The organism is Vagococcus changpingensis, from assembly GCF_058211775.1.
Map to the genome: position 1 here is coordinate 1 of NZ_JBYVZB010000004.1, position 13,551 is coordinate 13,551.

The window sequence follows — 13,551 nt, forward strand, 5'->3', positions numbered from 1 at the left end:
TGAAAATTGGGCTTACTTTCGCATGTCTTAATATAAAAAAATTAGCAAAAATGCTTAAATTAAGAGACCTAGAGGGCTCTATTTTTAATTTTTTACCTACATTAATCATAGAATATAAAAAAGACAATCCAATTACTCTTAATGAGTAATTAGTTTGTCTTCACTCTAAAACTACTCATTATGATAATGAGTAGTTTTTTTATTGCCATTTATTAAAAAAATTGACGTATAATCTCTTTTAATGGCGGTAATGTTGGCATTTTATGCTCTTGAACAATCGATTCAACAGAAAATTTTCCATACCCTTTTGCTTCATCCCAAACAATTTTTCCTGGTAATGGTGCATCATCTGCTACATAAACATTGACTAGAGTTGGAATAGTCACTTCTTTTAAAGTAGGGAGTAACTTTTCTAATTCTTCAGGTGTACGGGCAGTATAACCTACCCCTCCACATGCCTCAGCTACCTTAGCATAGTCTATATCATGTAAATCAATCTCATAATTAAGTTGACCAGCTGATTGTTGCTCATATTCAATAAAAGCAAGTTTTTGATTATTTAAGACAAATTGAACAAAGGGCAACTTATATTTTACTGCTGTTACAAAATCTTGCATCACCATAGAAAATGCCCCATCTCCTGCGATTGAAATAGTTTGTCTCTCTGGGTAATTTAATTTAGCAGCCAATGCTCCTGGTAGGGCACACCCCATCGTTCCTAACCATGCTGAAATAAGGTAAGATTGAGTTGGTTGCACCTTTAGGAATCTTGCTCCCCATGAGGTAGATGTCCCAACATCAATTGAGAAAATGGTATCTTTTTTAGCTATTTTTTCAATTGAATCCATAAGAAACGCAGGATGAATAATTTCTCCTTTTCTACTTCTCTCTTCTTCCATCCAATTATTCCAATGACTCATAGTTTGTTGGCAAGCTAATAAAAAGCGATCATTTTTGTATACCTCACCATATGACAAGATAGCCTCTAAAAAATCTTTCACGTCAGCTTCTATTGCTACATCTAATGGGAATCTAGTACCCATCACATCGGGATTAATATCTACCTGAATACCGCGACACCCTTTGTTAGGTAAATAATCCACATAAGGATAGTTCGTTCCAAGCAATAAGATTAAATCTGCCTCTTTCATTGCTTCATACGCTGGTTTTGTTCCTAATTTACCAACATTTCCTAAAGAATTTGGATGATTATCAGCTATAGTACCTTTACTTGGCATCGTTTGAATGATTGGTAAATGATTTTTTTCAATAAAATCCTTTAATTCTTTACCACTATTTTTTGCACCAACTCCGGATAATACGATTGGATGCTGAGCTTCTTGAAGTAATTGAATAACTTTTTCAATGTCTTGCTTTTCAATGGCTGGTGTTTTAAAAATATTTTCTTTCCCAGTAACATTTTTATATGTATTTGGAATCATTTTAGCTGGTAAATCATCTGGTATTGTTAACACTGCAACACCATGTTGATTAATAGCTGTACGAATTCCTTCATCTAATAGGCGAGGTAGAGACTCTGCTGATTGTACCATCTTATTAAAAACAGCAACATCTTGAAACATCTCTGTTGTATCTACTTCTTGAAAGAAATTTGAATTAACTAAAGAGGAACTTACTTGTCCTACAATAGCTAATACTGGGACATGATCCATTTTAGCGTCATATAAACCAGTTAAAAGATGAATAGCACCAGGTCCGCCAATTGATAGACAAACGCCAATATTACCTGTCAACTTCGCTTCACTGGCCGCCGCTAAAGAGGCTACTTCCTCATGTCTAACTTGAATAAATTCTATTTCATTCTTCTTTTTTCGAAGGGCATCAACTGTTGTATCCACCGAATCGCCCGGTAAACCATATACACGCTCTATATTCCAAGATTCCATAACTTCCATCATGATATCAGATGCTTTTGTTTTTCCCATCATTCATTCCACCTCTCCTAGTTATAAGACTTATTTTACATCTTAATTCAAAAACAAACAAAAATTTAAATCTAAAAGAGATTATTTTTTTTTATATATTTTTTATATTTCAAAACAAACATAAAAGAAATAAAAAATCGATTATCGTATTGGATAATCGATTTTTCATTATTTTTATTATTCGGCTAATGGTTAAAATAATTAGTGTCTGCCACCCCCCATTCTTGCACCGCCTCCCATCATATTCTCAGGAATCTTATTAACTTCTTCACCATTTACAATTATGTCTCCATTTGAATCAATCGCGTCCGTATCGCCTTCTCCCACCGTGATATCAATTGTTCCATCATTGATGGTTATGATAGGCTCTGAAAAATTAGAAGCTGCAGCGTTAATAGCATCGTCAGACGCTTTTATTGTGATATTACCACCATTAATTGGCATCAAGGTTGCCTCTAATCCTTCTACACTAATTTGAATGTCAATAGTACCATCATCTATCACCATTTTTTCCTCTGCATGTATAGCATTATCTTCGCTTTTTATAATGTAATTACCAGAAATAAATTTCAAATCATCTTTCGATACAATACCGTCAGCAAAATTGGACACAACATTTAGGGTTCCAGTCCCCGTAAAAATTAAGTCATCTTTTGAATAAATTGTACCATCAATACTCTCATCACTTCGTGTTGCCGAATCTTCTAATGTGTTATTACTACCCTCAGATAATTCAATAACTGTATTTTTAGCTTGCTCTACGTAAATAGCTTCTCCTTCATTACTTTTAATTGTAACACCATTTAAAATAAGGCGAACATTTCACTCCATATTAATATGAACTCCAGCTATTAATGAACCTGTTAACTCATATGTGCCAGCTTCAGTTATATTAAGAGTTTCATTATTTAAGGTTATTTTTTTAGTTGGCAGACTATCCCAATCAATGTCTTCGTCTCCATTATCTAAATCAACCTCATTTGTTCCAGTTTGACTATCTTTAGTAGAAGTTGATATAGCACTTGTGACAATACTTTTAATTGATTCAGACGAATCATCTTTAGCAGTTAAATTGATTTGGGTAAAGAAAATTGTCCCAATAATAATGAAACATGCTCATCCAATATACAACCATTTTTTTATAGATTTCATTATAAGTTCCTCCCTAATAAATTATAGTTATTTAACTTAAGACACATTTTAGCGTTAAAAACTTAAACTAACCTAAAAAAGAAACTCTCTATTTTCCTGATAAACAGTATTTCTATAATAAATTAAAAGAAAGAACATTTTTTGGCTATTTTAAAAAAGGATTCTTTAAATACATGTATTTGTGTGATTTAAAAGTTAATTCGAACTATCGTCAACAAGGAATTGTGAAACAACTAATAAAAAGAGGATTATCATTGGTATTAAATCAAGGTTATAAAGGTATTTATACTCAAGGGCAGGATAATAATCTATCAGCTTGTCTGTTCTACCTAAAATGCGGTTTTAATATAGGCGTACTTGACACTAAAGTATATTAAAGAACTACTAAAGAAGATAAAAAAGACATCTATTTCTATTTAGATGCTTAAATTTTATACTAAATTATCCAAAATAATAAAAAGTTAATAATTTATAAAAAAGTCAGATAAATCAATGGTTGATTTATCTGACTTTTTTATTTAAATATCATAGTTTCTATCACTTTTTGAACAAAATGGTTATCTAAATAAAATGAGCAATAGATAAAATAAAAGGCTCAAGCAAAACAATATAATAAGTATGAGCAACCATTTGGATAAATTTTTATATGCATTCTTTAAAGTAGAGTATTTTCGTGCATCAAAATGATTTTGTAAATTTTTAGCTCCTTGTTTTGACCAATTATCTTTGTCTGCCATATTCAATAAAACATTAAAATCCTTATCATATTGGAGAATTTCCCAGATTGATAAGGTATAGAAGTAGCTTCAACGATATAAGACTTCGATTGCTTATCGATATACATATTAAAATGATACACATACGGTTTTATCAAATCTTTTTCAACTTCTACTTTATTAATTTCTTTTATGTTTACATAATTATCCAATACTTCCTCCATAGAAAAGTAGACAGGTTTCAATTTATAACCATTCATCAGTAGATAATACATAAAATAAACTCATTAATATATATACTCTCTATGTATCATATTTTTTAACCTTTCTTTTACTTCCGCACTTGAAAAAGATGCTTCTACAGCATTTAAATTCAATTGTTTCATCTCAGCTAATGTAAGATCAAAATAGGTTGCTAATAAAAAAAACTCATTAGTCAAATTCGTATTAGAGACTGTGCGATTATCCGTATTTATAGAACATAAAATATGATGATCTAAAAATAACCTAAAAGGGTACTCTTCCCATGTTTCTATAGCATTAGTTTGAATATTACTAGTAGGACATAATTCCAATAAGACATGCTGATTAGCACAATATTCCATTGCTTCGACACTATCTTTAATAACCACACCATGACCAATCCTCGTTGCTCCCATCTCGATTGCTTCAATCACATGTTGAATACAGCCACATTCTCCCGAGTGCAAAGTTATATTCAACTTTGATTGTGTCGCAATAGAAACAACCTCCTTGATTTGTCTATTTGATACAGCTTTCTCATCCCCAGCAAAATCAAACCCAGCAACTGGTTTATCTTTTAACTGATTAATACTATCTACAAGCTCCATATTCTTTGTTGTTTGATGGTGCCTCATAGCAGATACTAACAAGTTAACTTGTACATCAACTTCCTCCTGAGCCTTATCTATCCCTTTCATCACAGCTTGAATAATCTGCTCAACACTTAAGTTATTTCGCTGATGGAGTAGTGGAGCAAACCGAATCTCTATGTAACGAACATTTTCTTCTCCAACTTGTTTAACTAAATCATAAGCCGCTATTTCTAGATTTTCTTCATTTTGAAGTAATGCCAACACACTATCAAAGCTCTCCAAGTATTCTCTCAAATCTAGACATTTTTTAGGTGCTACGACCTTATCTAATTCCTTTAATGGAATTTTTTCTTTAATTGCTAGTTTCTTTAAAGTTTCCATTGAAATCGAACCATCTAAATGACAATGTAACTCTATTTTTGGTAATTGTTTGATTTTTTCTCTTGTTAACAAACTATTTCCCCTTTCTTATTCAGCCATGCTTGTATTTTTTGCAATTATTCATAGAATCATACTAAAATCTGTTGGTTTAAGCAAATTATTATCATTTTAAATATAGGTACTTAATCACATAGATAGTTTCATGATGATAGAAAAAAAGTTCATAAAAACAGTATATCAAAGATAAGATAAATATAAAAAATATCCCCGCTGAATTCATGTAATAGAAATCAACAGAGATAGTTTTTATCATCATCATGTAAAATTTATATTCCCCTAATCTTGATACGTTTGATCTAATATTTCTTTTGTTTTTAAATAATCTTCTTCAAGGGAATGATATTTGTCTATATCTTTTTCATCAATTTTCTTATTTTGTATCTTTAATTTGTCTAAATCAGTATCAGATAAAGTGTCTAATTTAGGAATAAGTGGATTAGATTGTTGGTTACTTTTGAAAACTTCATTTCCAAATTCAAATGATTTAGCTTCTCTACCATTCATCATGACTTTAAAAGCACTATTCATTAAATATACTCTTCCTTGATTTGCTGTCTCATGTGGATAAGTCGTTGGTGCATAAGTCGCATCAACATAGGTTGGACTTCCTAGCCACGTAGCAATTGAAATCTCAGGTGATGCCATCACCAGAAGCGAATCTGGAGATTTAGTTTGACTGTTTGGTACAGAACTCTCAAAATTGCTTGAACCTGACTTCATCACATAAGTATCTTGACTAAAACCTGTATATTTAGGTCCAGCATACGGCTCTGATCCATTCTCTCCAGTCACTTCTTTTAGCATACTCACTATAGTTTTGGTCGTGCTTGAACTCATCGTTCGCTCGCTTTCAACATCAGAAAGTTTTATTTTGACAGAGTCCGTTTCAATACTTTCAATAGTTGTAGGCTCAACTCGAACGCCGTCATTTCCAAAAACGCTAAATGCAGATGACAATGCTAAAACATTCGTTGGATAATTAATTGCTTGCTCTGCTGTGTAAGTTGAGCCTTTTGGGTTATAAGATGCCAAACCCAAAGGTTCCATCATGCTGTTTTTTTGTTGGTCATTTGTCATTTGAAATGCTTCTACTGCAGCCGTATTAAGTGATAAGCCTAAAGCAAAAGAAGCACTTACCTGACCAAAATTTTGATTGCCATAGTTATTAACTTTCCAGTCGCCTACTGTGAAAGAACTCCCCTTTTGCCTCGTATTTGGTGTCAGTCCAGCATACTCAACGGCTGGAGCATAATCTAGTAAAGGTTTAATCGTAGAGCCTGATGAACGTGTTGCAGTATATGGAATGAGTGGGTTATCTGAATTAGTTGCAAGACCAAGGATGTGTCCTGTTTTCGTGTCTACTACTGAAAGAGCAGTCAAACTTTCTTTATGCTCAATATAGCCATTAGGTAATCGGTCATCTTGAGGATAAGTTCCCTCTACTATATTGTGCAATTCTTTTAATTGATGACTATCTGCATAAGTTTTGACTGTAATCGTTGTATTTTGTGGTAAATTTAATCTGCTTAGTTCATCTTTAACTTTTGAAACGTAAGATTGATATTCTTTGGGTGTGCTTTGTTGTTTGTATCTTTTTAATGTAAACTCTTCATTTTCACTTTTAACCATGTCTACTGTTTGCTCATATATTTTTTTACTAATGAGTTCTTTGTCTTTCATAATAGATAGAACAGTAAGAGTCCGCTCCTTTCCACTTTTTTCAAAGTCTTGAACATAGACTGAAGGAGATTGACCTAAACCAGCCATATAAGCCATTTGAGCGACTTGTTTTGGGTCATTCTTATCTATATTAGACATATCATTACCAAATAGCTCAATTGATGCTGCTCTAACTCCTACAGTATTAGGTGTTAAACGTAATTCATTTAAATACGCTTTTAAAATCTCATCACGATTATATTTTAATGATAATTTTCTAGCATCAATTAATTGAATAATCTTATCTGACAATGAATTTTTATTGTTTGAACCAAACACCATGATTTTAACCAATTGTTGCTCAATGGTTGAAGCACCTCTAGAAACAACTTTTTTCCCTAATTTCTTTCTAACTTGAGAAACTACTGCCCCCATTGTGTCTTTGATAGAAAAGCCATTTGTTTTTCTAGTATAAAAAGAAGCATCTTCTACTGCTAGTAGTGTATCTAAATATAATTGATTCACATTCCAAGTTGGATTGTGTTGAACTGGATCAAATTTAACGACGACATTATTTTTATCTAATGGTTCACCATTTTTATCTAAAATAATGAAAGATTGTGTAATCTTATCATCAATGTTTTGAATTTCAAGTAAAGAACTATAAGGACTATATCGTTTGCTCATACTATAAGTTCCTATCGACATAGATAATATCATCATCATGGCTACCATCCCTAGAATGATTACGGCTAAATGGCGACGATTAAGAAACGTTGAACGTTTCTTAGAAACTTTTTTTTAGACATTGTAGACCTCCTTTTTCCTATTTATTAACCATACTGTTTATAAATAACAACATGATTAATCACTTGATTCTGTTGTCTCCTCTGTACTGGGTGAGGTAGTTTCACTAGTTGTCGAAGAGATAGAAGTAGAGGTAGAAGACGAAGTAGACAAGCTACTCGATTCTGAAGAAAATGCTTTTTTGACAATAGGTTGATTCTCCACTACTACTTGGATGGTAGATCCTTTAACAATAAATTGATAGGTTTGAGGTGAAGGTTCTTGTTTTAAAATTTTATCTTTTTCATCCCTATCCCAACTTTCCGTATCACGGATATCATCAGGGGCTGTTTCACCATTTTTATACGTCGTGTTAGTATAACCTTGTATACTTAAATTTAAGTTTAATTGGTTCATTTCTTGCTTAGCTTCTCTAACAGTCATCCCAACTAAATCTGGCATGTCGACTGATTTTTTAATTAGTTTCTCGTTAGTTTCTAAATTAGATTGAAGGTCACTATATTTTCTTTTAAACTCCTCTTCCATAGTTTTTGACTGAAGATAATTATTTGCCAAATCAACATATCCACTTAGTTCCATTCCAAATTTAGTATTCGGTGCGGGTATAGCTTCTAAAAGATTACGATAAGAATAAACTTGATGTTTAATGTTATTCGCTTCAATTATATTGTCATTTATTTCATCTAATAAACTAACAGATTTTTGAAAGCTTTGCTCATTTGTGACTGTTAGCATCCCTTCTTGATTATATATTTTGTTCAATAAATCTAGTAATTCTTGTCCATCTGTACTCATCTTTTCAGCATTTGTAACAGTTGCTTCTTGAAAGATATCCCTTAATTTATTATATTGTCTCGGTAGGACACTTCTGTAGTACATAATATACAATTCTTCAATATCTTCATCTTCTATAATGTCGATATGTTTCCTTAGATTCACCATAGTAGCATCAATATCTGAAATAGCTGTTTTTCCCTCCATTACTTCTAATAGTGATGCTTCATTTTTAGATAGTTGTTTAACTTTTTCATCATTTGCTTCATATAACCAAGACTCAAATGCATTATTTTTTAAAGCTCTTATTAATCTGGTATCTGTCTCTTCAATCTTAGTGAGAAGATAGATCTCTTCTTGAGTGATATTTTGTGCCTCAGGTATATCATTAATATAATGATATGCTTTGAAAAATAAATAGGCACTGACTAAACTAATTATTAGAAAAAATGAAATAATAAATCGTTTCCAAGATTTACTTAGTTTCTTATATTTTTTATTCTTTGTTTTAGATATCCTCACACGTTTTTTCTTTTTCATTTCGGATAACCTCATGTATCTTTTATGATTAATATAATTCTATATTTTTTTGATAAATATGTAATTAATTATACACTAAAATAGAACAAAAAAGACAAGATACCTATACTCAAAAAAATAGATTAATAGCTACCTCATAATAACTAATAAAAAACTAAGATAGACATCATCCCAAAAACTCTTAGTTCAATCAATTAATTCCATTTACATTTGAATAATGATTACTCTTCATCTATCGTCTTTTGCGTGTTAAAGAACATTCTTCCTGTCAATAAATATCCTACAGACTGGTTAATACAGAGTCGTTTTCTCAATAAATATTGATAGATAAATGATTTAATAAACTCTTACAGTAATTCATATAGCAGGTCTTACTCAATTTTCTTATACGTTGTTTCTCCCATTTTAATCGTTTGATCATCAATTAATTCTAACGTCATAGTTTTATCTGTCAAAACAATGGTTAGTGTATTTACATCAAGTGTTACCTCTTCCACTTGTTTTTTCTCAATTGGTTCACCTGGTCCTCTGAAGATTTCCACTTCACTATCTGAAACAATTGTAAAGAAACTATCTCCTGGTACAACTCCCCACTTACCTACCATCTCTTGTAACTTTTCTTTTCCTTTATTAGCTGGTGATTTAACTATTTCCCCCGCTGCAATATCTGTGTCTAATATTTGATCCCAACTTGTATCACGACTTAAATTTCTAGGTTGACCATCTCTTGGCATATCATTATACATATTGCCATCATAATCAATCGCAATGGTTGTTCCAGGTGCTTTTTCAAAACCTGGCACATAAATATTAACACTGTATCGATAATCACCCTCTGTATTTTCATCCGATAATACACGATATGAATAACCATTGGATTTTGATTGATACATATGAGCTAATACCCATTCTCCAAAAGCATCAACTGTTTTAAACAAGGCTCTAGTATCTTTGGTAGGCTGCATCTCTTTTTTTGCTTCATCAAACGTTTTAACTGCTGTTTTATCCTCTGAAAGAATACTATATGTATCATCACTAACTGATTGATTTTTAACCTCATCTTTTTTCAACCCATATGTTAACAAGATTGATCCGTCATCTTCTAAATATAATCTTTCAAAATCTGATTTAGTACTATGTTCATCTAGCGCTAAATACTTTGAAGGGTTAGTTGGCAACACAGTATAAGTTTTATTAGTAGATGGTCTTAAAATAATTTCATCACCGTGAATGAGATATTCTCCTTCAGTATATGTTATACTTTTTTCTCCAACCACGCTATAGTCACTAACTTCTTTATATTTATTTCCCTTAAGAAACGTAAAAGCTAAAGTATGTTTCCCCATTTTACCCTGAAAATTCTTTCCAACAATTGATGCTTGTTTATTCTCTGTAGAATTTGTTGTCTTTATCTCTTTCATCACTGAACTTGTTGACTCTATAGTTGAATTTGTAGCACCCTGTTCTTTGCTTGTACATCCAGATAAAACTCCCCCCATACAACAAAGCAATACCAATAATACACGATAACTCATTTGTCTCCTCCTAATAATTTAATTTATAATTTTTTATTAAAAATAATAAAATTATTTTACCATATACTTCACTAATAATCGTACTGATTTTATAAACTAATTAGGTTTATAACAAAAATAAATCGGATGCTGATAATAAATAAATTAGTCTTTATAAAAATTAATATCCTCTCACGAAAACAAGGCGCCTTTAATAGTCCTAGAAGTGCTTATTATATGTATACTCTTCTCTAAAGAGATTTCCGCAATAGACCATCCACCAAAATTCGAGAATCTTTATATTTTTGCTACTCTGACCCATTTATTGTATTTCTCAATCTATCATCAATTTTTTGTTAACTGTTAATTGTTCTATCATATCAGGTGTATCCGAATGCTACTGTTGTATCTGAATTACACTAACTTTCCAACTTATTCATACATCCTGAAAATAAAACTAAACTACTAAATAAAAAACTTACTTTCATTATACATACTCATCCATCTAATCTACTCTATCATTCTTCAGTATCTATACTAATAACAATTGATTAGTCGTACCTCCTACAACTTATTCTTCTGTTTACTCTAAAATAGTATATTAAGAATACGTTTTTAATCAATTATTTTTAACATTAAAACAAAAATAACGTTTATTATATATTTATTTTTCTAGTTCGCTTATATGTTGATTATTCATAAAGCATATTAAAGATAGTCTAATAAATCCCTTTGTTATGTAATAATGATTATTTCTATCTAGTTTCATTTTCATAGCTTCTACTTCTACTTCTACTTCTACTTCTACTGGATAATAAATTCTTTTGACCATAAAAAAAACACCTCCGTTAATTTCATTTTACATGAATTCAACGAGGGTATTTTTAGATTTGTCTTGCCTTCTGGGGTCAGTTCCGTTCCTAATCTAAATGGATTGCCCTTTGAAAATCTTGTTCTTATTTGTAATACTCTAAACTCACCTTGATAAACAAGGTTTATTTCATTAAATATTTTACTAGTTGTAGAATCAAGTTAACCACCAAATAATAAATAACACACACATATAACAAAATCCTATATATCGTAAAGTATCATAAATATAGACTGATTTCTAATTACTTATGATTGACTGTCATATTAAAAGACAACTGTTACAACAAATAGCTGTTGTTCATCGATAGTTATATCAACCTTCCAATTGTTTTTATCAGCGAGTTGCTTAACGATAAACAATCCTAAGCCTGATCCACCATCTTGTTTATTTCTGCTATAATCGGAACGATAAAACGGTTCGAATAGCTGCATAGGGTTATCTAATTCAATATTTGAACACAGATTTTTAACACAAAATATATTGTCCTCTAAAATAACTTGAATAGTGGTCTGAATCGTACTATACCGAAATGCATTACTTAAAATATTAGAAATAACACGTTCTATCATTAAACGGTTTCCCAAAACATTAGAATTTCCAGAAAACTCTTTCGTTACTTGATAATTTCCCAATTCTGATAATAATAAATAAGATTCTAATTGCTCATTCACAATTTCTTTTAGCGATACCGTTTCAACATTATCTTCTAATTGTTTTATGTTATCTAGAGAGGAAATAGATAAAATATTTTGAACCAAGTTAGATTGATTGATTAATAATTCACGACACATTTTTAGATACGTATCGTGGTCTTTAAACTTACCAACATTATATATCATCCCTTCAACAATACCCATCATTCCGGCCAAAGGGGTCTTTAATTCATGTGATGCCATTCTCATAAACTCAGATTTGGATTTTTCAACTTGTTCGACTTTGTCTACCTCTTTTTTTAGTGCTGAAATGGTTCGCAGATGAGTGTCATATAAACGATTAATATTGGTCGCTAACTGTGTGATTTCATCTTTACCAGACATATCACACGCAACATCTGGATTTAGACTCATCATATTCGTCGTTGTTTCCAACATTTTTAAAATACGTTTTGTCGAATAACGACTATAAAAAAATGCTGCTATTCCTCCTAAAACTAACGACGTTACTAATAGTAGGGGATATAATTTAATTAAGACTTGTCGTGCTTCTGATATTGGTTGAATTGAATACTCGCCATAAACCGTCAATGCTTTTTGGTTTGAATCAACAATTGATTCTTTCATCACTTTGTTAGTCGTAGTTTGTATGGGTTCAGATAAATTAATTTCCAAATCTATCCGACTCACATCAATTGTCGGGTAAATTGTTTGTTTTTCTTTATCAGAAAAGACAGAAATGAGCAGTCCATCTCGACTTCTCTGAGAATGGGATAATATTGTTTGGATATCTTCAATGGATTTGCCTTCAATACTCTTTACAACTTCGCTAAATTCTTTAGTCGCTTCTTTTTCCTTCGTATACAAATAATATCTAGGCATGATAATATACAAAGTACCTAACAATAATGTCGCTACAAGAAAAATAATAGACACAGTGTATAAAAAGTTTTTCGTAAATAACTTCATAGTGGCGCCTCTAATCTGAAACCTCTACCTTTTATTGTCTTAAGTGGAAGAGATGGCAATTTTTTTCGAATATTTTTAATATGATTATCGAGTATTCGGTCATCCGAAAAATAATCATATCCCCATACTTTCACTAATAGTTGTTCTCTAGTTACGACTCTACCAATATGCTCTGATAATTCTAATAGAATACCGAATTCTTTTCCTGTAAACTCAATTACTTCATTTCGGTACAAAACCTCAAATGATTCTTTTTTAATTAGAATATCCGGTGTAACGCGAACGGTTTTTTCTTCATTTTTATTATTTCTTAACGCATTTTCAATTCTTTTCATCAAAACCAATGGAGAGAATGGCTTGACGACATAATCACTAATGACATGATTAAAACTTGCCAGTTGTGTGACATCATCATCAAGAGCTGTCAGCATGATAATAGGAACATCTGATTCTTCACGTATTTTTTTTAATACTGTTAACCCATCTATTTCAGGTATCATAATATCTAGTAACACTAAGTCGAACGTACCTTGACTAAACGACTGCAGTGCTTCTGATCCAGAGATAACAGACGTGACATCATAATTATTTTCCTTCAAAAATTCTGTCACGACTTGATTAATGACTTCATCATCTTCCACTACTAAAACATGCATATACTCTCCTCCTT

10 protein-coding genes and 1 pseudogene are annotated in these 13,551 nt (G+C 31.4%); 2 read left to right on the forward strand and 9 right to left on the reverse strand.

The features are described 5' to 3' along the window. Window positions 1–153: pseudogene (locus tag AC37UB_RS08360) on the forward strand (IS5/IS1182 family transposase); the annotation flags it as partial. Window positions 154–212: 59 nt separating this feature from the next. On the opposite strand, the gene AC37UB_RS08365 reads toward AC37UB_RS08360, so the two are convergent. Beyond that, window positions 213–1,946 carry a pyruvate oxidase gene (locus tag AC37UB_RS08365; protein WP_490685594.1) on the reverse strand — a complete coding sequence of 578 codons (1,734 nt, stop codon included), beginning with the start codon at window positions 1,944–1,946 and terminating at the stop codon, window positions 213–215. 201 nt (window positions 1,947–2,147) lie between these two features. Further along, window positions 2,148–2,756, reverse strand: a complete 609-nt coding sequence (locus AC37UB_RS08370) for a carbohydrate-binding domain-containing protein (protein ID WP_490685622.1) — start codon at window positions 2,754–2,756, stop codon at window positions 2,148–2,150. A gap of 515 nt (window positions 2,757–3,271) precedes the next feature. On the opposite strand from AC37UB_RS08370, the gene AC37UB_RS08375 reads away from it, so the two are divergent. After that, window positions 3,272–3,475 (forward strand): GNAT family N-acetyltransferase, encoded by a 204-nt coding sequence (locus AC37UB_RS08375; protein WP_490685595.1) that lies wholly within the window; start codon window positions 3,272–3,274, stop codon window positions 3,473–3,475. Between the two features lie 626 nt (window positions 3,476–4,101). Here the strand turns inward: AC37UB_RS08375 and add are convergent. From add to AC37UB_RS08410, 7 genes are all read right to left on the reverse strand, one after another. After that, entirely contained in the window at window positions 4,102–5,103 is a 1,002-nt protein-coding gene (add, locus tag AC37UB_RS08380) for an adenosine deaminase (RefSeq protein WP_241699691.1), read from the reverse strand. 264 nt (window positions 5,104–5,367) lie between these two features. Then, on the reverse strand, window positions 5,368–7,476 hold the full coding sequence (locus AC37UB_RS08385) for a transglycosylase domain-containing protein (protein ID WP_158559452.1): 2,109 nt from the start codon (window positions 7,474–7,476) through the stop codon (window positions 5,368–5,370). A 138-nt stretch (window positions 7,477–7,614) separates the two neighbouring features. Next, entirely contained in the window at window positions 7,615–8,871 is a 1,257-nt protein-coding gene (locus AC37UB_RS08390) for a PASTA domain-containing protein (protein WP_490685596.1), read from the reverse strand. Window positions 8,872–9,242: 371 nt separating this feature from the next. Further along, window positions 9,243–10,406, reverse strand: coding sequence for a hypothetical protein (locus AC37UB_RS08395; RefSeq protein WP_490685597.1), 1,164 nt, complete (start codon window positions 10,404–10,406; stop codon window positions 9,243–9,245). 643 nt (window positions 10,407–11,049) lie between these two features. After that, the gene (locus AC37UB_RS08400) at window positions 11,050–11,217 is read right to left on the reverse strand and encodes a hypothetical protein (RefSeq protein ID WP_490685598.1); all 168 of its coding nucleotides are present in this window, start codon (window positions 11,215–11,217) and stop codon (window positions 11,050–11,052) included. Window positions 11,218–11,522: 305 nt separating this feature from the next. Beyond that, window positions 11,523–12,881 (reverse strand): HAMP domain-containing sensor histidine kinase, encoded by a 1,359-nt coding sequence (locus tag AC37UB_RS08405; protein WP_490685599.1) that lies wholly within the window; start codon window positions 12,879–12,881, stop codon window positions 11,523–11,525. Continuing rightward, window positions 12,878–13,537 carry a response regulator transcription factor gene (locus tag AC37UB_RS08410; RefSeq protein ID WP_071456210.1) on the reverse strand — a complete coding sequence of 220 codons (660 nt, stop codon included), beginning with the start codon at window positions 13,535–13,537 and terminating at the stop codon, window positions 12,878–12,880. The genes AC37UB_RS08405 and AC37UB_RS08410 overlap by 4 nt, the downstream gene beginning before the upstream one ends. Window positions 13,538–13,551 lie beyond the last annotated feature (14 nt).

Bases quoted from the DNA above. Each gene is read 5' to 3' on its own strand.
- AC37UB_RS08390 (WP_490685596.1), bottom strand. From the start codon at position 8,871: ATGAAAAAGAAAAAACGTGTGAGGATATCTAAAACAAAGAATAAAAAA.
- AC37UB_RS08395 (WP_490685597.1), bottom strand. From the start codon at position 10,406: ATGAGTTATCGTGTATTATTGGTATTGCTTTGTTGTATGGGGGGAGTT.
- AC37UB_RS08375 (WP_490685595.1), top strand. From the start codon at position 3,272: ATGTATTTGTGTGATTTAAAAGTTAATTCGAACTATCGTCAACAAGGA.
- AC37UB_RS08385 (WP_158559452.1), bottom strand. From the start codon at position 7,476: ATGATGATGATATTATCTATGTCGATAGGAACTTATAGTATGAGCAAA.
- AC37UB_RS08365 (WP_490685594.1), bottom strand. From the start codon at position 1,946: ATGGGAAAAACAAAAGCATCTGATATCATGATGGAAGTTATGGAATCT.
- AC37UB_RS08400 (WP_490685598.1), bottom strand. From the start codon at position 11,217: ATGGTCAAAAGAATTTATTATCCAGTAGAAGTAGAAGTAGAAGTAGAA.
- AC37UB_RS08410 (WP_071456210.1), bottom strand. From the start codon at position 13,537: ATGCATGTTTTAGTAGTGGAAGATGATGAAGTCATTAATCAAGTCGTG.
- AC37UB_RS08405 (WP_490685599.1), bottom strand. From the start codon at position 12,881: ATGAAGTTATTTACGAAAAACTTTTTATACACTGTGTCTATTATTTTT.